The following is a 19,177-nucleotide window of genomic DNA, read 5'->3' on the forward strand; positions in this document are numbered from 1 at the left end:
CTATATGTCTGACGTTGCTGCCGTAGAAAACTTAGTTAAAAAACATAATTTATTAAAACAGGAAATTGCCAAAGTAGTTATTGGGCAAGAAGCTGTTATCAACGAAATTCTTTTAGCTATTTATTCTGGCGGGCATGCGTTATTAATTGGAGTTCCTGGTTTGGCAAAAACGCTCATGGTGAATACTATTGCCAAAGCCTTAGGACTCGATTTTAAACGGATACAATTTACGCCAGATTTGATGCCAAGTGATATTCTCGGTAGTGAAATATTGGATGCCAACAGGAACTTTAAATTTTTAAAAGGACCTATTTTTGCTAATATTATTTTAGCCGATGAAATTAACCGTACGCCACCAAAAACACAAGCAGCACTTTTAGAAGCTATGCAAGAGCGTGCAGTGACCGTTAGCGGAACTCAATATGCGTTAACACCTCCGTATTTTGTGTTGGCAACGCAAAACCCTATCGAACAAGAAGGAACCTATCCGCTGCCAGAAGCGCAGTTAGACCGTTTTATGTTTGCCATCGAGTTGGATTACCCATCATTTCAAGAAGAAGTTGCAGTTGTAAAAGCTACTACCAATAACGAAACACATACTGTAAAGGCTCTTTTTTCTGCTGAAGAAATTGTTGCTATCCAAAGTTTGGTTCGTAGAGTTCCAGTAGCCGACAATGTTATAGAGTATGCGGTGAAGTTGGTTTCTAAAACAAGACCAAACACTGAAGCAGCTCCAGAAGTGGTAAACGAATATGTTGCGTGGGGAGCAGGGCCAAGAGCGTCACAAAATTTAATTTTGGCAGCCAAAGCACATGCAGTTATCAATGGTAAATTTTCTCCAGATATTGAAGATGTAAAAGCAGTTTCAAACGGGATATTACGTCACCGAGTTCTTAAAAACTACAAAGCCGACGCCGAAGGTTTATCGATTACACAAATCATAAATAAATTATTGTAATTCAATTTAAGATTGCTTAAGAAGCAAACTTCCACTTTTTTGAAGTGTGTTTTTTAACAAAATATCACGACTTTGATACGCATCAGTTCTCTAACGTTTGCGATTCGTTTTTTTGATGCTTCATTCTTGCGGAATCCATAAAAAACAATATTCAATTTTATGTTAAATTCATCTAAAATTATTTTTATTTGAATTATTTCTAAAATAACACTCCCAGCTGAATGTTTTATTAAAAACTTTAATAACTCTTTGGTTTTTCGTATTTTCGCAGGACTTTCAAATTAAATAATATACAAATAATATGGCTTTTGATATTGATATGATTAAGAAGGTTTATGCTACTATGGCAGAACGAGTTGATGCAGCTCGTGAGCTTACAGGTAAGCCACTAACCTTATCGGAGAAAATACTTTACTCTCACCTTTGGGATGGTAATCCAACAAAGGCTTTCGTAAGAGGAAAAGATTATGTTGATTTTGCACCAGATAGAATTGCTTGTCAAGATGCAACAGCGCAAATGGCGCTTTTACAGTTTATGCAAGCTGGTAAAGCAAAAGTAGCAGTGCCAACAACCGTACACTGTGACCACTTGATTCAGGCGAAACAAGGGGCTGCACCAGATTTAAAGCGTGCAAATGAAACAAGTAACGAAGTATTCGATTTTCTTGGTTCAGTATCAAATAAATACGGTATTGGTTTCTGGAAACCAGGTGCTGGTATTATCCATCAAGTAGTATTAGAAAATTATGCATTCCCTGGAGGAATGATGATTGGTACCGATTCTCACACCGTAAATGCTGGTGGTTTAGGAATGGTTGCCATTGGAGTTGGTGGAGCCGATGCTGTAGATGTTATGGCAGGAATGGCTTGGGAGCTTAAATTCCCAAAACTTATTGGAGTTAAATTAACAGGAAAACTTAACGGTTGGACTTCTGCAAAAGATGTTATTCTTAAAGTTGCAGGAATTTTAACTGTAAAAGGTGGAACTGGAGCTATTATAGAATACTTTGGAGAAGGTGCTAAAAACCTTTCTTGTACTGGTAAAGGTACAATTTGTAACATGGGAGCAGAGGTAGGAGCTACTACATCTACTTTTGGTTACGACGATTCTATGGAGCGTTACTTACGTTCTACTGATAGAGCTGATGTTGCAGATGCTGCAAACGAAATTCGTGAGTACTTAACTGGAGATGACGAAGTATACGCAAACCCAGAGCAATATTTTGACGAGGTTATCGAAATTAATTTAGATGAATTGCGTCCGCATTTAAACGGACCTTTTACTCCAGATTTAGCAACTCCAGTTGGAGAGCTTGGAGCAAAAGCTAAAGAAAATGGATGGCCAATTAAAGTTGATTGGGGACTTATCGGGTCTTGTACAAACTCTTCTTATGAAGATTTAACAAGAGCTGCTTCTATTGCAAAACAAGCGGTAGACAAAAAGATTAAACCTAAGTCTGACTTCGGAATTAATCCAGGTTCAGAACAAATTAGATATACAGCTGAGCGCGACGGAATCTTGAAAATCTTTGAAGATTTAGATGCAACTATCTTTACCAATGCATGTGGACCATGTATCGGACAATGGGATAGAAGTGATTTAAAAGGAGAAGAGAAAAACACAATCGTACACTCGTTTAACAGAAACTTCTCTAAGCGTGCCGATGGAAATCCAAATACACATGCTTTTGTAGGTTCTCCAGAAATGGTTGCTGCAATTGCAATTTCAGGACGTTTAGATTTCGACCCAGCAAACGATACATTGATTAATGAAGATGGGGAAGAAGTTAAATTAGACGAGCCTAAAGGAATCGAGCTTCCACCACAAGGTTTTGCTGTGGAAGATGCAGGATATGTTGAGCCAGTTGCCGATGGTAGTGGTGTAAATGTTGTTGTAAGTCCTACTTCAGAAAGACTACAACTTTTAACGCCTTTTGAGCCAATCGGAGGGAATATCGAAGGTGCTAAATTGTTAATCAAAGCTTTCGGAAAATGTACAACCGACCATATTTCTATGGCTGGTCCATGGTTACGTTTCCGTGGTCACTTGGATAACATTTCAAACAATATGCTTATTGGTGCGGTAAATGCATTTAATAAGAAAACAAACTTTGTTAAAAATCAATTAACTGGAGAATATCAAGGTGTGCCAGATACTGCTCGTGAGTATAAAGCAAACAACATCTATTCTGTAGTAGTTGGAGACCATAACTACGGTGAAGGTTCTTCTCGTGAGCATGCAGCTATGGAGCCAAGACATCTTGGTGTTGCTGCTGTAATTGTAAAATCGTTTGCACGTATCCACGAAACAAACCTTAAAAAACAAGGGATGTTAGGATTAACGTTTGCTAATGAAAACGATTACGATTTAATTCAAGAAGATGATACTTTCAACTTTGTTGATTTAAATGAGTTTGCTCCAGACAAACAATTAACGCTAGAAGTTGTTCATGCTGATGGATCTAAAGACGTGATTAAACTAAATCATTCTTACAACGATTCTCAAATTGCATGGTACAAAGAAGGATCTGCGTTAAACTTGATTAAAAAGCAAAACGCATAAGTATAAAGTTTTTTTAAACTGATATTAAAAGCTCTCGAAATTCGAGAGCTTTTTTTTTGTAAGCTAACTACAACGTTTTCGACTATTTTCCTAACTACAACTTAAAACTCGTCGAAATGGCTTATACTTGGTCTTTAATAGATGTTAATCTTTTTGATGCTTTGTGCCCGCATAAGTATGGGAATTTTAAAAAATCGCACGTTTTTCAGCAATATAAAAAGGAAGATTATATTTATTTCGAAAACGATCATTCAGATAAAATATACCTCATAGAAAACGGAAAAGTTAAAATTGGCTATTATACTGAAGATGGTCGAGAGGTTGTAAAAGCAATTCATGTAAAAGGCGATGTTTTTGGGGAAAAGGCAATTATTGGCGAAGAACAACGCGATGAGTTTGCCGTTGCACTTTCAGAGGTTTCTATTTGTTGTTTAACGGTAGAAACGCTTCTTTCGTTAATGAAAGACAATCAGCACTTCAGTTTAAAAATATATAAATTCATCGGCTTGCGTTTTAAAAAAATAGAACGTCGTCTCTCCATACTTTTATTTAAAGATGTAAAAACACGTTTGTTGGAGTTTATCAATGAACTTTCCGAACAATACGGAGCGCATTGTGAGCATACAGGAAACTACATTATAAAACATCCGTACACACAAAAAGATATGGCAAGTTTGTTGGGAACTTCGCGCCCTACACTTAATTGTTTGTTTAATGAATTGAAAGAAGACGGTATCCTCAATTACAACCGACGCGCTATAATTTTATACAAAAATGTAGAAACGTTAGCTGGCTAACATTTTAAAAGTAGATTAATAAATAGCTTTGAGTAATTAATCAATAAAATATAATGTTATGAAAAAACTTATCAAACCATTTTGTTTGTTGCTAACAGCGGGAGCTTTTTTAGTTGCTTCATGTAGTGACGACGACGATAATAATGCAATAGATTACGATACGCTAACACTTAATTTTAATGGTCTTGAAAATTTAGGAGACGATTTTGTGTATGAAGGTTGGATTATTGTTGATGGAAGTCCAATAAGTACTGGGACTTTTACTGTAGATGATGATGGAGTTTTATCGGAAAATAGTTTTCAAATAGAAGATGATGTTTTGGATGCGGCAACAACATTTGTATTGTCGATAGAACCAGCGGTGGATTCTGACCCAGCTCCTGCAGACACCAAAATTTTAGTTGGTGATTTTTCAGATGATTCTGCCTCACTTTCAACTGCAATTGTAGGAGATTTTACAGGTGCTTCAGGTGTTTTTATTTTGAGAACTCCAACAGATGAAGCTGACGGAATGAATAACGGAAATGATGAAAACGGAGTTTGGTTTGTTGATCCTAGCGGAACAAACAGTCCTGCTTTAGATTTACCTGAACTGCCAGACGGATGGAAGTATGAAGGTTGGGTTGTAGCAGATGAAGGACCTTTAACAACTGGTACTTTTACTGCTTTTGATGTTGCTGATGATGCGAATCCTTATAGTGGTTCTGAAGCAAACCCATCATTTCCTGGAGAAGACTTTTTTATGAATGCTCCAAGTGGATTTACATTTCCACTTGATGTAAGAGAGCGTACTGTTGTAATTTCGGTAGAACCAGATCCAGATAATTCGGCTGCACCTTTTACATTAAAACCTTTAGTTGGGACGGCAGGAACAGCTACAGCACCAGAAACTCATTCCCTCGGGTTAAATTTAAGTAGTTTGCCAACAGGAACTGCTTCTCGATAACAGAAAACCCTAAATTCAAACGTGTAGTTTGATAGTGTAATCCCCAATTATGTATGATTAAAAGTGTACTTTCGAATATTGAAAGTGCACTTTTTTATTGTTTAAAATTCAAGAAGCAAACTCATGAAAATCACAAAAAGTCAAATTAGTAATTTAGTTTTTTTAATACTTGTCGCTGTACTGTTATTTACCCCAATTGGTACACAAATAAAAGTTTTTATCACACGTTTAATTGCTACGAGCCCTACAGTAAATACAATAAGTAAAAGTGAGCAGTTAACCAATTATGATTGGGATTTAAGAAACTTAGAAGGTGAGCAACTATCGTTTTCTAGTTTAAAGAATAAAGTAGTGCTGGTTAATTTTTGGGCTACTTGGTGTCCACCTTGTATTGCTGAAATGCCTTCTTTGCAGAATTTGTATGCTGACTATAAAGAGGAGGTCGTTTTTTTGTTTGTAAGTAATGAAGATACAGCTGTTTTGGAAAAATTTATGGAGAAGCATTCGTATAATTTTCCTGTGTTTAATGTATTTTCTGAAGTGCCTAAACAATTGGTTTCAAAATCAATACCTGCTACATTTTTGATATCTAAAGATGGAACCATTGTTATTGATGAAAAAGGAGCGGCAAAGTGGGATAGTGAAGAGGTGCGAAATACTATTGACGATTTGCTTGGTAATTAAGATTGAAAATGCATCGAAATTGTTTGCTTTCGGTATAAAATAATTACACACATTTTACAGCGTCGCTTATTTTATGAAAGTACTGTATTTTATTTAAATCTTTAGGAGGTAACATGTCTTTTATTTGGTACCCGAGTACCCAAAATCCATCTACAGAAGGGGCTTCTAAAATATTGGTAAACTCGTTTAGATAAGCTGCAATTTCTTCTTTTGGCGGGGTAATAGTAAAGTAAGAAACAAAAGTTATGTTGTCGTTGTGAGTTGCAATGTTTTTGAGTCCGTGGATAGGAACAGTTTGTCCTAAATAAATAGACTTATGTCCTCGAAGTATAATTTCGTAATTAAGATAGAGTAAGCCAATTTCATGTATTTCATTGTCGGGGAGAAAAAGCACAAAGGTTCGGTTGGAACTAGAAATGTTGTTTTGATGAAGCTTTTCAATGTTGACAATAATTTTCTGCTTAATTAAGTGAGACATAAAATGCTCGTGAGCAGGCGTAATTGTTTCAGTTTGCCACAAAAATCCTAATTCTTCTAAAAATGGAATGAAAATGTCGAAAAATATCTCCCGAAACGATTTTTCAGCCAATAAACTATTGTAAACGTTGTAAAATAACTGCTGATCAAAATTCATCATAGCTATTTTTAAATCGTTTACATAATGGATATGATGACTTATTTTAGAGGTGATTTCTTTTACTAAAACAATAATTTCATCATCATTCAGCTCGGCAATTTTCGAAATTTTATGTCCGTGATTATAGAGGGTTGTTATGTTTAAAAGCTTTTGTAGGCTTTTAGAACTATAGTACCGAATGTTGGTGTCGGTGCGTTGTGGCTGGAGTAAATTATAGCGTTTTTCCCAAATTCTTATAGTATGAGCTTTTATTCCTGAAAGATTTTCAAGGTCTTTGATACTGTAATGCTCTTTTATAATGTTCATGGGTTTACGCGAAAAATTTAAACAAAAATAACAAATTTCAATATTGAATCCAATCGACTTGATTAAAAGTATGTTGAGGATAAAAAGCTTAAATTCAGCATTGATAATTATTTTAAAAAAATGTTATTCAGATTAAAAAACTCAATAAAAATTAAAGATATTTGCGAATGTGAAAATTTGAGGTTTTCAAAAGTTTATTTTTTACGAATTATTTAATTTTCAGAATGGAAAAAATACTCGTTACAGGAGCTGGCGGACAATTAGGCTCTGAGTTAACAGCAGCATTAGCAGCAACATACGGAAATGACAATGTGATAGCCACCGATATTAATGAAGCCGCAAAGTCAAAATTCGACTATTGTGTGTTTGAGGTTTTGGATGTGCTCGATAACGCTCGATTGGAAGCGTTGGTTGAAAAGTATCAGGTTTCTCAGGTATATCATTTGGCTGCAATTTTATCGGCAGTTGGAGAGAAGAATCCGCTGTTTACTTGGAAATTAAATATGGATAGCCTTTTAAATGTTTTGGAACTTGCAAAAGCAGGGAAAATTCAGCAAATATATTGGCCTTCTTCTATTGCAGTTTTCGGGAAAAGTACACCAAGAGATAACACACCGCAAGATTGTGTGATGGATCCAACAACAGTGTACGGAATTTCTAAATTGGCAGGAGAGCGTTGGTGTGCTTACTATTTTGAAAAATATGGTGTGGATGTTCGTAGTTTGCGTTACCCAGGTTTAATTGGGTATAAATCTGCTGCTGGTGGAGGAACGACCGATTATGCTGTAGATATTTTTAGAGCAGCTATCGAGGGTGAAACTTTTGAGTGTTTTTTGAAGGAGGATATGTATCTCCCGATGATGTATATGCCAGACGCTATCAAAGCAACTTTAGATATTATGAAGGCGCCAAAAGAAGATATCAGTATTCGTTCTTCGTACAATGTTTCGGCGATGAGTTTTTCTCCTTCGGAAATCTATGCTGAACTTTTAAAGTATTACCCAGATTTTAAAATAAATTACAATCCAGATTTTCGTCAAGAAATAGCTGCTTCGTGGCCAGATAGTATTGATGATACGCACGCACGATTGGATTGGAATTGGAAGCAAGAATACAATTTAGAAAAGATGGCAAAAGATATTTTGGATCATCTTGCTAAATAGATATTGATAAGATCTAAGAATTAGGGGTTTCTTTTTAATCTTTTTAGAAATAATATAACGTATTTAAGATTGCCGTTGCGTTCTTAAATACGTTATTTTGTATAGAAACATTTCAGCCATTTTTTCGGCTCTCCATTTGGCTTCGTTTGCTTTTTCTCCTTCGAAGTTTTCATTTAAAGTTTCAGAAAAAAGTAATTTCCATCTATCAAAATGTTCTTTTGCTACCGGAAGTTTTGCATGTGGTGCAAACGGTCCGCCATAATACGTATGGTTGTCTAACAAAACAGTTTCCCAAAACCGATACATTTTCTCTAAATGAACATCCCATTTATCTTGAATTACATCATTAAAAATGTCTTTCAGTAATTCATCTTCTCTAACTTTTCCGTAAAATATATTTACCAAAAGTTTAATATCGTCTAGGGTAGATATGTCTTTTTTCATGTGCTTTAGGCGTTTTTAAGTTGCGTAGCTTTCGTTTTTGCTTACTTCATATACACAAGCTTAATTGTTTTAAACACTTCAGTATAAAAACTAAGGGGTGAGTGCTAACAAAAATAAGGTTTTTTGTTAGGTTACAGAAAACAAAAAAGCTTAGAATGTTACTTCTAAGCTTCTCTTTGTACCGGGAATGGGAGTCGAACCCACACGCCCTAATGGACACATGGCCCTCAACCATGCCTGTCTACCAATTCCAGCATCCCGGTGTTTCATATTGGCTAAAATAAAAAAAGTTAAGCTAGATGCTCAACTTTTTTATCTTTGATGACATTTAAAAAAAATTGCCATTCTAGTGACCCGACTGGGGCTCGAACCCAGGACCCCAACATTAAAAGTGTTGTGCTCTACCAACTGAGCTATCGAGTCTTTATTACAACAAAAGAGTTGTAAGAAAAATATTTGTGCTATTTTAAAAAAATAGTTGCTTAGCAATTGCTTGCTAAAAAAAAGTGACCCGACTGGGGCTCGAACCCAGGACCCCAACATTAAAAGTGTTGTGCTCTACCAACTGAGCTATCGAGTCATTACGTAATGTTAAAAGTACGTCTGCAAAGCTTTGTCGTTTGCGGGTGCAAATATAAGATGATTTATTTATTATTCAAGCCATTTTTACTATAAATTTGTCTTTTTTTTGAATTAAATGTGTAAACAAGTGAAAATTAAATATTTGAAAAATATATGATGCAAGTGTTAATTGGGTATATGGGCAGTGGAAAGTCTACAGTAGGTAAGGTTTTAGCAAAAAACAGTGCTAAAGCTTTTATTGATTTTGACAATTATATAGAAGAAAAGGAAGGGATGTCTATTCCTGAAATTTTTAAAAATAAAGGCGAAATCTACTTCAGAAAAAAAGAAACAGCACATTTAGAGCGTTTACTGGCATCAAATCCAAATGCAATTATATCGTTGGGAGGTGGTACACCTTGCTTCGGAAATAATATGGAAACTGTATTAAAAGCAACGCCAGATGTGTTTTATTTAAAACTTTCGGTTGAAAAGTTAGTTGCACGTTTAAAAACTGAAAAATCGCAACGACCGCTTATAAAAGATATTGCAGATGGAGATTTGTCTGAATTTGTTAGAAAACATCTTTTTGAAAGAAATTTCTATTACCTACAGTCGCATCATATCATTTCGGTTGAAGATGAAACTCCAGAAGAAATAGCTACAAAAATTATTGAAAAATTAGCCTAAATAAACAGCATCGTTGCCTTCTTCGAAAACAACATCTACATGTTCGTGTAGCGAAGTAGAAAGCGAAATTCCTTTAAAATCGGCTTTTACAGGATATCTTTTGTGGTTTCTGTCGACCAAAACAACTGTTTTTAATTTCTTAAGCGGAACATTTAAAAAGTGTTTTACGCCATAAATAAGTGTTCCGCCAGAGTTTAAAACGTCGTCTACCAAAATAACAGCCTTATTTTGATATTCTTCCGCAGGAATAGAAGTTTTTATAGGCGAAAGTAAATTTTCTTTATCAATAGTAACTTCGCAAAAAGTAGTTTTAATGGTTGAAATTTCAAGTAGTATCTTATCAATTTTCTTGGCTAATTCGAGTCCGCTTTTCGCAATTCCAGCAATTACAATTTCTTCTTCCTCCACATATGTTTCATAAATTTGGTAGGCAATACGTCTAATTTTATGTTCAATTTCTGTGTGGTCTAAAATTTTATGTTGTGTTGCTGTCATAATTTTTTATTTAATGCGTAAGCGCTGTTTCAAAAGTTTCGATTCGCAGTGAATTTAAAACTGATATTCCTTTTGAAATTCTTCTTCAAAGATAATAAAGTTTGTATTTACTAATGGGAGTATGATTTGAAAAAGTGCCTAGTGATTAATGAAAAGTTATTAGGAATTGAAAATAGCGTTTAAAATGCGTTTTGCAAATAAACTCAGTTTGCATTATTCAGTAGACTTAACTTTTTGCTTTTTATTAATTTTCAGTTTTGTCAATAGCATCAATACTTCCTTCTTCTTTGTACTCATCAATATCTCGACGGTCTTTTTTGGTAGGTCTCCCAGTACCTTTTTTTCGGTAATAATCTTTCGAATATTTTAATAAATCTACATGCTCAAAAGCTTCTTGTGGTGTGGTGTCTTTTCTGTAAATATCAACCAATTTAGCGCCTACACGACTTTCAGGAATATCTAAAACTTTTATTTGGTAGTTTATTTGATTTTTTCTGACTTCAATTACATCCATCGGAAATACATCGCGCGAGGGCTTTACTTTTTGCTCGTTTATTTTTACATGTCCCTTTTTACAGGCTTCAGTAGCCATATTACGGGTTTTAAAATAGCGAACACACCATAAATACTTATCAATACGCATACTTCTAATTAAAAAATTTCGTTAATGGATAAAGCAAAAATACTAGAAAATAGTATCTTGCGCACCTGAATTTATACAATATATTTAGTTTGATGATAAAAGCAAGTTTGATGAGATTAAAATTTATAGTGCCTACTCTGGTGATGGCGTGTGCTTTTTTTGCATGCAATAATGACGACGATGATAGTAGTGCAGGTGTTGAGTTGAGAGATTTAAGTGAAGTTACAGCAGAGAATGTTGAAGAGTTACAATTGTATTTACAAACACATTTTTATAATTATGAAGATTTTCAAAATCCGCCAGCAGATTTTGATTATAGAATAGTGTTTGATACTATTGCGGGTTCTAATGCTGACAAAACTCCTTTGATTCAACAGGTGACTGATACGACAATTGAAGTTCAAGATGTTTCTCAGAAGATGTATTATTTAGTAGCGAGAGGAGATGTCCATAATAGTAGTTTAAAGCCGAAGTTGGGGAATCAAGTTGTAATTAAATATGAAGCAAGTGATTTAGGAGAGGCTCCTTCTGATATAAGTAATACTGAATATGTGGTTTCTAATATTTCAACTAATTTAATTGAAGGGTTTAAACTTTTTACTACTAAGCTACCGATAGGTACAGGGTATGTGGAAAATGAAGATGGAACATTGACATGGAATCAAGACTATGGAATAGGTGTTGCTTTTATGACTTCGGGATTAGCTTATTATGGATCTGCGAATTATTCTCCATTTGTATTTAAAATGGATATGCTTCAATTTAATGATTTAGATGAAGATATCGTGTATATCAGTTCGTCACAAACAGCTTCTTCTCCAGACGGAATTCCTTCTCATTTAGAAGATGTTGATGGCGATGGAGATCCAAGAAACGACGATACAGACGAAGACGGAATTCCAAACTATTTAGACGCAGATGATGACGGCGACGGGGTGTTGACTCTTTACGAATATGATTACGACGGCGACGGCGTAGTAGATGATTCTGATGGCGATGGAGTTCCAGATTACTTAGATCCAGATTCTCGTATTCAAACTAATTAGGGAAAGTAAATTTTTATAATTACTCGTATTCTGTCATTATACACAGTCACCTCGAGCGTAGTCGAGAGGTTATTTGACTTAACGGTTTTAAACGGGTCTCGACTACGCCTGTCTGCCGACAAAGGCAGGCTCGACCTGACATTTTAAACATGGTATGATACATTACGGATATATAAAAATTCATAAAAAAAAACAGCGTTCAATTTGAACGCTGTTTTTTTTATGAGTTATTTTCTGTTTTACAGTTTAACTGATAAACTTAAAATAAGTTGAGAAGGTCTCGTATCGATTCTTCCTGTACCACTAAGGCCTACAAATTCGGCTTCGTTGTCGCTAAAACCTCTTTCATAACGTAAATCAACACCAAGGCGCTCTCCTAAGTTTACACCAACTCCCATGTTTAATCCGACAGTAAAATCGTTTTCAACATCATTTAAGGTAACACCTTCAAGGTCGGTATCTAAAATAAACTGTAAAGAAGGTCCTGCAAAAAAGTGTACAGGCCCAACAATGTTTATTCCTACTAAAAGTGGCGCATCGAGTTTGCTCATTTCAAATTTATCTCCGTCGTAATCAGAATTTGTTTTTGTGTACACCAATTCTGGTCTGAAATAAAGTGTTCCGAAATCAACCTTTCCGAAGGCTCCAAGATGAAACCCTATGTTGGTACCTCCACTAATATTTTTAGTGTCTTCGATAACATCTCCGTTGGAGTTAAAGTTGAATCCGCCTTTAAAACCAAAGCCAGAACCCGATTGTGCAAAACTTGTAAATCCTGCAAGTAAACAGATAATTAAAAGTGCTTTTTTCATGTTTGTTTATTGTTTTAAGATGATTGTTAAAGTAATAAACTCAAATAAAGCTGGTTTATTTTCTTTTTAACACTTTTGTAACAGCATTTATGATAGCATCACTATTTAAACCGTACTTGTCCATTAATTGTGCAGGAGTTCCACTTTCTCCAAAAGTATCTTGCGTAGCAATAAATTCTTGTGGAGTTGGGTTGTTAAGTGCTAATGTTCTAGCAACGCTTTCTCCAAGTCCGCCAAGGTAGTTATGTTCTTCCGCAGTAACAACACATCCAGTTTTAGCAACAGAGGCTAGAATAGCTTCTTCGTCTAAAGGTTTAATAGTGTGAATGTCTAAAATATCAGCAGAAATACCTTGCTCGGCTAGTTTTTCTCCAGCAAGAATAGCTTCCCAAACTAAATGTCCTGTAGCGATGATGGTAACATCTGTACCGTCGTTAATTTTTAATGCTTTTCCAATTTCAAACTTTTGGTCTGCTGGGGTAAAGTTAGGAACTGCAGGTCTTCCAAAACGAAGATAAACAGGTCCGTCGTGTTCTGCAATGGCAATGGTAGCTGCTTTGGTTTGGTTAAAATCACAAGGATTAATAACAGTCATTCCAGGAAGCATCTTCATCAATCCGATATCTTCTAAAATTTGGTGTGTTGCTCCATCTTCTCCAAGAGTTAAACCTGCATGCGAAGCACAAATTTTTACGTTCTTTCCAGAGTAAGCAATCGACTGACGAATTTGGTCGTAAACACGCCCCGTAGAGAAGTTTGCAAAAGTTCCAGTAAAAGGAATTTTCCCACCGATAGTAAGTCCGGCAGCAATTCCCATCATGTTTGCTTCAGCAATACCAATTTGGTAAAAGCGCTCAGGATTTTCTTTAATAAACTCTTGCATTTTTAACGAACCGATTAAATCGGCACAAAGTGCTACTACGTTTGGGTTGGTTCGTCCAAGTTCTGCAAGTCCGGCACCAAAACCACTACGTGTATCTATTTTTTCAGTATATGTGTATTTCTTCATTGTATTTATTTTGTGTTTTCCGAAGTAAGGGTGTGTACTTCGAGTTTTTCAATTAGTTAGCTATTAATAATCTCCTAGCGTTTCAGGATTTTGAGCTAATGCTTTTTCTAATTGTTCGTCGTTTGGCGCTTTACCGTGCCAAGCGTGTGTACCCATCATAAAATCTACACCATGCCCCATTACGGTATGTAGTAAAATACAAACAGGTTTACCTTTTCCGGTTCTCGATTTTGCTTCTTTTAAACCAGCAATAATGGCTTCAAGGTCGTTTCCTTTTTCGATATCCATAACGTCCCAACCAAAGGCTTCGAATTTTGCTTTCACGTCGCCCATTGGTAAAACGTCGTCTGTAGAACCGTCAATTTGTTGTCCGTTTAAATCGATTGTTGCGATGTAATTGTCTACTTTATTTCCGGCAGCATACATAATAGCTTCCCAGTTTTGACCTTCTTGTAACTCTCCATCACCGTGTAAACTAAATACGGTGTGCGTATCGTTGTTTAATTTTTTTGCAAGTGCTGCACCAATGGCAACCGACATCCCTTGCCCTAAAGATCCCGATGCAATACGTACACCTGGTAAACCTTCATGCGTAGTTGGATGCCCTTGTAGGCGAGAGTCTAAAAGTCTAAATGTATTGAGTTCTTCCACAGGAAAATAACCACGTCTTGCTAAAACACTATAAAAAACAGGTGAAATATGTCCGTTTGATAAGAAAAATAAATCTTCATTAATACCATCCATTTTAAAGTTGGTATCTAGCTCCATAATTTCATTGTATAGTGCAACTAAGAATTCTGTACAACCTAAAGAACCACCTGGGTGTCCAGAGTTTACTTTGTGTACCATCCTTACAATGTCCCTTCTTACTTGGGTCGTCAAATCGTTTAATTGTTGTGTGTCTGGCATTTGTAATTGTTAATTAATTTTCATAAACAAAAATAAACCTTTAAAAAACCTTAGCAAAGTAATTTTGCACACATATTCTACATATTTGTTTTAAATCTTTGGTTTTAGCGCTTCTTTATGAAGAAAGAGCCATTATCTTGACTATCTTTGCAAATTGTTAAACAAGGATAATGTGCAAGTTTAAAGTGTTGTTTACTGATTTTTTTTATTGCTGAAATAACGCCGAAAACTCCATACTAAATATTACAAATGAAGTTTACTATTAACGGAAAAGATGCCGGAAGTAAGGCAAGAGCAGGTGTTGTAACTACAGATCATGGGGCGATAGAAACCCCAATTTTTATGCCTGTAGGAACAGTAGCTACGGTAAAGGGAGTGCATCAAAGAGAATTAAAAGAAGACATCAATCCCGATATTATTTTAGGGAATACATACCATTTATACCTGCGTCCAAAAACTTCAATTATTGAAGCAGCGGGCGGACTGCATAAGTTTATGAATTGGGACCGAAATATCTTGACAGATAGTGGAGGGTACCAAGTATATTCTTTGTCGGGAAACCGAAAAATAAAAGAAGAAGGCGTTAAGTTTAAAAGTCATATTGACGGTTCTTACCACTTCTTCACGCCAGAAAATGTAATGGATATTCAAAGAACTATCGGAGCCGATATCATCATGGCTTTCGATGAATGTACACCATATCCATGCGATTACAACTACGCAAAGCGTTCGATGCATATGACGCATCGTTGGCTAGAAAGATGTATAAAACGCTTTAATGAAACGCCCGATAAGTATGGTTACGAGCAAACTTTGTTTCCAATTGTACAAGGGTCTACATATAAAGATTTAAGAAAACAATCTGCCGAGTATATCGCAAATGCGGGTGCGCAAGGAAATGCAATTGGCGGACTTTCAGTAGGGGAGCCAGCCGAAGAAATGTATGCAATGACAGAAGTTGTGTGTGATATTCTTCCGGAAGATAAACCTCGTTACCTTATGGGGGTTGGAACTCCTATAAATATCTTGGAAAACATAGCGCTTGGTGTAGATATGTTTGATTGTGTGATGCCAACACGAAATGCTAGAAACGGAATGCTTTTTACTGCACACGGTACCATCAATATAAAAAATAAAAAATGGGAAGCCGATTTTTCTCCAATTGACGAAATGGGCATTACCGATGTAGATACCTATTACACAAAAGCATATTTAAGACATTTGTTTGCTGCCAATGAGTATTTAGGGAAACAAATTGCAACAATTCATAATTTAGGTTTTTATTTATGGTTGGTTCGTGAAGCTAGAAAACATATCTTAGCAGGAGATTTTACCGAATGGAAAAACAAAATGGTAAAACAAATGGATAAACGATTGTAGTTTATAAACAATTGTTTTGTAGTGTGATGATGCAGATGCTTAAAACCCAACAAAATTATAACTAAGTGAAAATAATAGATTGGTATATTCTGAAGAGGTATTTGGCTACCTTTTTTGTGATGATTATGTTGTTTGTTCCTATCGGAATTATGATCGACGTATCAGAAAAAGTGGATAAAATGATAGCGAATGAGGCACCAGGTTCCGAAATTCTAACCTATTATATCGACTTTACTTTTTATTTTGCCAGTTTACTTTTTCCTATATTTTTATTTTTATCTATTATTTGGTTTACGTCCAAACTCGCAAATAATACCGAAGTAATTGCTATTTTAAGTTCTGGAATTTCATTTTGGCGTTTTTTAAGACCTTACTTTATTGGTGCAACTATTATTGCGATTTTTTCTTTCGTTATGGGGATGTTTATCGTGCCAAAGGCGAGTGAGGGCTATAATGATTTCAGAATAAAATACCTTAAAGGAGGGCGTGATAAAGACCGAGAAACCAGTCGTGTATTTAACCAAATTAACGATAACGAATATATATATGTAAGTAGTTTTACGCCGAGTACTAAAATTGGATATAATTTTACACTCGAAAATTTCGACGGCAATGAGTTGAAATATAAAATTACGGCCACAAATATTCGTTGGATAGATAAAGATAGTACATACCGACTAAGTGGATATACCAAGCGTATTGTAGGAGAAGGAGATGATATTTTTGAAAAGCGTAACCGTTTGGATACACTTTTTGATTTTGATATTGAAGATTTAACGCCGGTGTCTTACGTTGCTGAAACTAAAAACTTATTCGAGTTAAATAGGTTTATTGAAGAACAACGAAAAAAAGGAGCGCCAAACATCAATACTTATTTAGTGGTGAAATACAAGCGTTGGAGTTTGCCAATTTCTGCATTTATTTTAACCATTATTGCAGTGTCGGTATCTTCTATGAAGCGTAGAGGAGGGATGGGAGTTAATTTGGCTGTCGGAATTTCGCTTGCGTTTATTTATATTTTCTTTGATAAAGTTTTTGGCACAATGGCCGAACAATCAAACTTTCCGCCTTTATTGGCAGTAGCAATTCCTAATATTTTATTTGGGATCCTCGCGATCTATTTATTGAACAATGCTAAACGATAAATTAAGAAACTATCTCCATTTACATTTAATAGTTTTTATTTGGGGATTTACAGCTGTGCTCGGTGCACTTATAACTATAGATGCAATTCCGCTTGTTTGGTACCGTATGTTATTGGCAACATTTTTTGTGTGGACTTATATAGCCTACAAAAAGTTTCCTTTGCGAGTGCCTAAAAAAGCATTGCTAACATTTATTGTAGCGGGAATTGTAATTGCCTTGCATTGGATTACCTTTTTTAAAGCTATCAAGGTTTCAAATGTTTCGGTAACCTTAGCTACCATTTCTACAGGTGCTTTTTTTACGGCAATTTTAGAACCAATCATTTACAAACGAAAAATGATTTGGTACGAAATAGTTTTCGGACTCATCGTTATTGGCGGTTTGTATATAATTTTTAATGTAGAAACTCAATATGTTTTAGGAATTGGTTTGGCACTGGTTTCGGCATTGCTTTCAGCCACTTTCTCGCTTATCAACGGAAAGTTGGCAAAACACTATAAACCATCAATTATTTCGTTTTACGAACTCGGGAGTGGTGTTGCATTTATAACATTATATTTATTATTTACAGGTAGTTTCTCTGCTGAATTTTTTATACTTTCGGCTTCAGATTGGTTGTATTTGTTGCTACTTGCAAGTGTTTGTACAGCATACGCCTTTATAGGGTCTGTTAAAGTAATGAAGCTTATTAGTCCGTATACTGTAATGTTGACCATCAATATGGAACCTATCTACGGAATTATATTGGCATTTATTATTTTAGGATCATCAGAAAAGATGAGCGAAGGCTTTTATATAGGCGCCTTAATTATTTTAGCTACGGTACTGGCAAACGGCATTTTAAAGAATTCGTTGAAAAGAAAAGTGCCTATTGAGCAGGCTAAATAGTTTAAAGTTTTATATTTGTACGCTAATAAAATTATCAAAACAAGACTCATGGAGTATTTAGATTTTGAGTTACCAATTAAAGAGCTTGAAGAACAATTAGATAAATGTAAAGTTCTAGGATCAGAAAGCGAAGTAGACGTTACTGATACCTGCAAGCAATTGGAAAAAAAGTTAGAAAAAACTAAAAAAGACATCTATAAGAACCTCACTGCTTGGCAGAGAGTTCAATTGTCAAGGCATCCCTCAAGGCCCTACACGTTAGACTACATCAAAGCTATCTGCGGAGATACATTTTTAGAGCTTCATGGCGATAGAAATGTAAAAGACGATAAAGCGATGATTGGTGGTTTAGGAAAAATAGGTGATCAAACCTATATGTTTATCGGTCAGCAAAAAGGGTACAACACCAAAACTCGCCAATACAGAAACTTCGGGATGGCAAATCCAGAAGGGTATCGTAAAGCATTGCGATTGATGAAAATGGCTGAGAAGTTTGGAATTCCAGTTGTGTCGTTAATAGATACTCCAGGTGCATACCCAGGTATTGAAGCTGAAGAGCGTGGACAAGGAGAAGCTATTGCGCGTAACATTTTAGAGATGACACGCTTAAAAGTGCCAATTATTGTATTGATTATTGGGGAAGGAGCTTCTGGTGGAGCCTTAGGAATTGGTGTTGGAGACCGCGTAATGATGCTTGAAAACACATGGTATTCGGTAATTTCTCCAGAATCGTGTTCTTCTATTTTATGGAGAAGTTGGGAGTATAAAGAGCAAGCTGCAGAAGCTTTGAAACTTACAGCAACCGACATGAAAAAACTTCATTTAGTAGACGATATTATTAAGGAGCCACTTGGTGGAGCACATGCCGATAGGGATACTACTTTTAAAACGGTTGCAAAACAAATTTCAACAGTTTTTGAAGACTTGAAAAAGTTATCCCCAACCGAATTAGTAAATCAACGAATGGATAAATATGCAAACATGGGGGTGTTTAAAAGTTAAACCCTTGTATTTGTTACCTTATTGTTAAGACCGGAGTTTGTGCTTCGGTTTTTTTTACCTTTATTAACAAGAAAAACAAGTTATCAACAGTTAAATTG

The 19,177-nt window shown here is 35.5% G+C and carries 19 protein-coding genes and 3 tRNA genes; 12 read left to right on the top strand and 10 right to left on the bottom strand.

What is annotated here, in order from left to right:
- Positions 1-4 precede the first annotated feature (4 nt).
- The 5 genes from JMA43_RS04205 to JMA43_RS04225 all read left to right on the top strand — a co-directional run bounded on the left by JMA43_RS04205 (position 5) and on the right by JMA43_RS04225 (position 5,948).
- Positions 5-958: an AAA family ATPase gene (locus JMA43_RS04205; RefSeq protein ID WP_342155128.1), complete on the top strand. Its 954-nt coding sequence runs from the start codon at positions 5-7 to the stop codon at positions 956-958.
- 301 nt (positions 959-1,259) lie between these two features.
- Positions 1,260-3,521: an aconitate hydratase gene (locus JMA43_RS04210; protein WP_342155129.1), complete on the top strand. Its 2,262-nt coding sequence runs from the start codon at positions 1,260-1,262 to the stop codon at positions 3,519-3,521.
- Positions 3,522-3,637: 116 nt separating this feature from the next.
- On the top strand, positions 3,638-4,318 hold the full coding sequence (locus JMA43_RS04215; RefSeq protein WP_342155130.1) for a Crp/Fnr family transcriptional regulator: 681 nt from the start codon (positions 3,638-3,640) through the stop codon (positions 4,316-4,318).
- A 58-nt stretch (positions 4,319-4,376) separates the two neighbouring features.
- Entirely contained in the window at positions 4,377-5,264 is an 888-nt protein-coding gene (locus JMA43_RS04220) for an anti-sigma factor (protein ID WP_342155131.1), read from the top strand.
- Positions 5,265-5,387: 123 nt separating this feature from the next.
- The gene (locus JMA43_RS04225; RefSeq protein WP_342155132.1) at positions 5,388-5,948 is read left to right on the top strand and encodes a TlpA family protein disulfide reductase; all 561 of its coding nucleotides are present in this window, start codon (positions 5,388-5,390) and stop codon (positions 5,946-5,948) included.
- A 43-nt stretch (positions 5,949-5,991) separates the two neighbouring features.
- Here the strand turns inward: JMA43_RS04225 and JMA43_RS04230 are convergent, their stop codons facing one another.
- Positions 5,992-6,891, bottom strand: coding sequence for a MerR family transcriptional regulator (locus tag JMA43_RS04230; protein WP_342155133.1), 900 nt, complete (start codon positions 6,889-6,891; stop codon positions 5,992-5,994).
- Positions 6,892-7,115: 224 nt separating this feature from the next.
- On the opposite strand from JMA43_RS04230, the gene JMA43_RS04235 reads away from it, so the two are divergent.
- The gene (locus tag JMA43_RS04235; protein WP_342155134.1) at positions 7,116-8,054 is read left to right on the top strand and encodes an NAD-dependent epimerase/dehydratase family protein; all 939 of its coding nucleotides are present in this window, start codon (positions 7,116-7,118) and stop codon (positions 8,052-8,054) included.
- Positions 8,055-8,117: 63 nt separating this feature from the next.
- Here the strand turns inward: JMA43_RS04235 and JMA43_RS04240 are convergent, their stop codons facing one another.
- From JMA43_RS04240 to JMA43_RS04255, 4 genes are all read right to left on the bottom strand, one after another.
- On the bottom strand, positions 8,118-8,498 hold the full coding sequence (locus tag JMA43_RS04240; RefSeq protein WP_342155135.1) for a group III truncated hemoglobin: 381 nt from the start codon (positions 8,496-8,498) through the stop codon (positions 8,118-8,120).
- Between the two features lie 179 nt (positions 8,499-8,677).
- Positions 8,678-8,761, bottom strand: a tRNA-Leu gene (locus JMA43_RS04245).
- Between the two features lie 87 nt (positions 8,762-8,848).
- Positions 8,849-8,921, bottom strand: a tRNA-Lys gene (locus JMA43_RS04250).
- A gap of 84 nt (positions 8,922-9,005) precedes the next feature.
- Positions 9,006-9,078, bottom strand: a tRNA-Lys gene (locus tag JMA43_RS04255).
- Between the two features lie 155 nt (positions 9,079-9,233).
- On the opposite strand from JMA43_RS04255, the gene JMA43_RS04260 reads away from it, so the two are divergent.
- Positions 9,234-9,749 (top strand): shikimate kinase, encoded by a 516-nt coding sequence (locus JMA43_RS04260; protein WP_342155136.1) that lies wholly within the window; start codon positions 9,234-9,236, stop codon positions 9,747-9,749.
- Here the strand turns inward: JMA43_RS04260 and JMA43_RS04265 are convergent.
- Positions 9,741-10,244 carry a phosphoribosyltransferase domain-containing protein gene (locus JMA43_RS04265; protein ID WP_342155137.1) on the bottom strand — a complete coding sequence of 168 codons (504 nt, stop codon included), beginning with the start codon at positions 10,242-10,244 and terminating at the stop codon, positions 9,741-9,743. The two genes, JMA43_RS04260 and JMA43_RS04265, sit on opposite strands and share 9 nt — an antisense overlap.
- A gap of 244 nt (positions 10,245-10,488) precedes the next feature.
- The gene (locus JMA43_RS04270) at positions 10,489-10,887 is read right to left on the bottom strand and encodes an RNA-binding S4 domain-containing protein (protein ID WP_342155138.1); all 399 of its coding nucleotides are present in this window, start codon (positions 10,885-10,887) and stop codon (positions 10,489-10,491) included.
- A 110-nt stretch (positions 10,888-10,997) separates the two neighbouring features.
- Here JMA43_RS04270 and JMA43_RS04275 point away from each other — a divergent pair, with 110 nt between their 5' ends.
- Positions 10,998-11,933 carry a hypothetical protein gene (locus JMA43_RS04275; protein ID WP_342155139.1) on the top strand — a complete coding sequence of 312 codons (936 nt, stop codon included), beginning with the start codon at positions 10,998-11,000 and terminating at the stop codon, positions 11,931-11,933.
- Positions 11,934-12,172: 239 nt separating this feature from the next.
- Here JMA43_RS04275 and JMA43_RS04280 read toward each other — a convergent pair whose 3' ends face one another.
- The 3 genes from JMA43_RS04280 to JMA43_RS04290 form a co-directional block, all read right to left on the bottom strand.
- Positions 12,173-12,745 carry an outer membrane beta-barrel protein gene (locus JMA43_RS04280; protein ID WP_342155140.1) on the bottom strand — a complete coding sequence of 191 codons (573 nt, stop codon included), beginning with the start codon at positions 12,743-12,745 and terminating at the stop codon, positions 12,173-12,175.
- Between the two features lie 55 nt (positions 12,746-12,800).
- Complete coding sequence (locus tag JMA43_RS04285; protein ID WP_342155141.1) at positions 12,801-13,754, bottom strand: transketolase family protein; 954 nt, start codon at positions 13,752-13,754, stop codon at positions 12,801-12,803.
- Between the two features lie 63 nt (positions 13,755-13,817).
- Complete coding sequence (locus JMA43_RS04290) at positions 13,818-14,663, bottom strand: transketolase (protein ID WP_342155142.1); 846 nt, start codon at positions 14,661-14,663, stop codon at positions 13,818-13,820.
- A 249-nt stretch (positions 14,664-14,912) separates the two neighbouring features.
- Between JMA43_RS04290 and tgt the strand changes: the two genes are divergently transcribed.
- The 4 genes from tgt (at position 14,913) to JMA43_RS04310 (ending at position 19,079) form a co-directional block, all read left to right on the top strand.
- Positions 14,913-16,043 carry a tRNA guanosine(34) transglycosylase Tgt gene (tgt, locus tag JMA43_RS04295; RefSeq protein ID WP_342155143.1) on the top strand — a complete coding sequence of 377 codons (1,131 nt, stop codon included), beginning with the start codon at positions 14,913-14,915 and terminating at the stop codon, positions 16,041-16,043.
- A gap of 65 nt (positions 16,044-16,108) precedes the next feature.
- Positions 16,109-17,188, top strand: coding sequence for an LptF/LptG family permease (locus JMA43_RS04300; RefSeq protein WP_342155144.1), 1,080 nt, complete (start codon positions 16,109-16,111; stop codon positions 17,186-17,188).
- Positions 17,175-18,077, top strand: a complete 903-nt coding sequence (locus tag JMA43_RS04305; protein WP_342155145.1) for a DMT family transporter — start codon at positions 17,175-17,177, stop codon at positions 18,075-18,077. Before JMA43_RS04300 ends, JMA43_RS04305 begins: the two co-directional genes overlap by 14 nt.
- A 48-nt stretch (positions 18,078-18,125) precedes the next feature.
- Positions 18,126-19,079: an acetyl-CoA carboxylase carboxyltransferase subunit alpha gene (locus JMA43_RS04310; RefSeq protein ID WP_342155146.1), complete on the top strand. Its 954-nt coding sequence runs from the start codon at positions 18,126-18,128 to the stop codon at positions 19,077-19,079.
- The last annotated feature ends 98 nt before the right edge of the window (positions 19,080-19,177 follow it).

Origin of the sequence: Joostella sp. CR20 (genome assembly GCF_038433465.1) — a bacterium.
In the GTDB taxonomy this organism is placed as follows: Bacteria; Bacteroidota; Bacteroidia; order Flavobacteriales; family Flavobacteriaceae; genus Galbibacter.

Coding starts and splice junctions, on each gene's coding strand:
- JMA43_RS04205 (WP_342155128.1), top strand. CDS start 5: ATGTCTGACGTTGCTGCCGTAGAAAACTTAGTTAAAAAACATAATTTA.
- JMA43_RS04210 (WP_342155129.1), top strand. CDS start 1,260: ATGGCTTTTGATATTGATATGATTAAGAAGGTTTATGCTACTATGGCA.
- JMA43_RS04215 (WP_342155130.1), top strand. CDS start 3,638: ATGGCTTATACTTGGTCTTTAATAGATGTTAATCTTTTTGATGCTTTG.
- JMA43_RS04220 (WP_342155131.1), top strand. CDS start 4,377: ATGAAAAAACTTATCAAACCATTTTGTTTGTTGCTAACAGCGGGAGCT.
- JMA43_RS04225 (WP_342155132.1), top strand. CDS start 5,388: ATGAAAATCACAAAAAGTCAAATTAGTAATTTAGTTTTTTTAATACTT.
- JMA43_RS04230 (WP_342155133.1), bottom strand. CDS start 6,891: ATGAACATTATAAAAGAGCATTACAGTATCAAAGACCTTGAAAATCTT.
- JMA43_RS04235 (WP_342155134.1), top strand. CDS start 7,116: ATGGAAAAAATACTCGTTACAGGAGCTGGCGGACAATTAGGCTCTGAG.
- JMA43_RS04240 (WP_342155135.1), bottom strand. CDS start 8,498: ATGAAAAAAGACATATCTACCCTAGACGATATTAAACTTTTGGTAAAT.
- JMA43_RS04260 (WP_342155136.1), top strand. CDS start 9,234: ATGATGCAAGTGTTAATTGGGTATATGGGCAGTGGAAAGTCTACAGTA.
- JMA43_RS04265 (WP_342155137.1), bottom strand. CDS start 10,244: ATGACAGCAACACAACATAAAATTTTAGACCACACAGAAATTGAACAT.
- JMA43_RS04270 (WP_342155138.1), bottom strand. CDS start 10,887: ATGCGTATTGATAAGTATTTATGGTGTGTTCGCTATTTTAAAACCCGT.
- JMA43_RS04275 (WP_342155139.1), top strand. CDS start 10,998: ATGAGATTAAAATTTATAGTGCCTACTCTGGTGATGGCGTGTGCTTTT.
- JMA43_RS04280 (WP_342155140.1), bottom strand. CDS start 12,745: ATGAAAAAAGCACTTTTAATTATCTGTTTACTTGCAGGATTTACAAGT.
- JMA43_RS04285 (WP_342155141.1), bottom strand. CDS start 13,754: ATGAAGAAATACACATATACTGAAAAAATAGATACACGTAGTGGTTTT.
- JMA43_RS04290 (WP_342155142.1), bottom strand. CDS start 14,663: ATGCCAGACACACAACAATTAAACGATTTGACGACCCAAGTAAGAAGG.
- tgt (WP_342155143.1), top strand. CDS start 14,913: ATGAAGTTTACTATTAACGGAAAAGATGCCGGAAGTAAGGCAAGAGCA.
- JMA43_RS04305 (WP_342155145.1), top strand. CDS start 17,175: ATGCTAAACGATAAATTAAGAAACTATCTCCATTTACATTTAATAGTT.
- JMA43_RS04310 (WP_342155146.1), top strand. CDS start 18,126: ATGGAGTATTTAGATTTTGAGTTACCAATTAAAGAGCTTGAAGAACAA.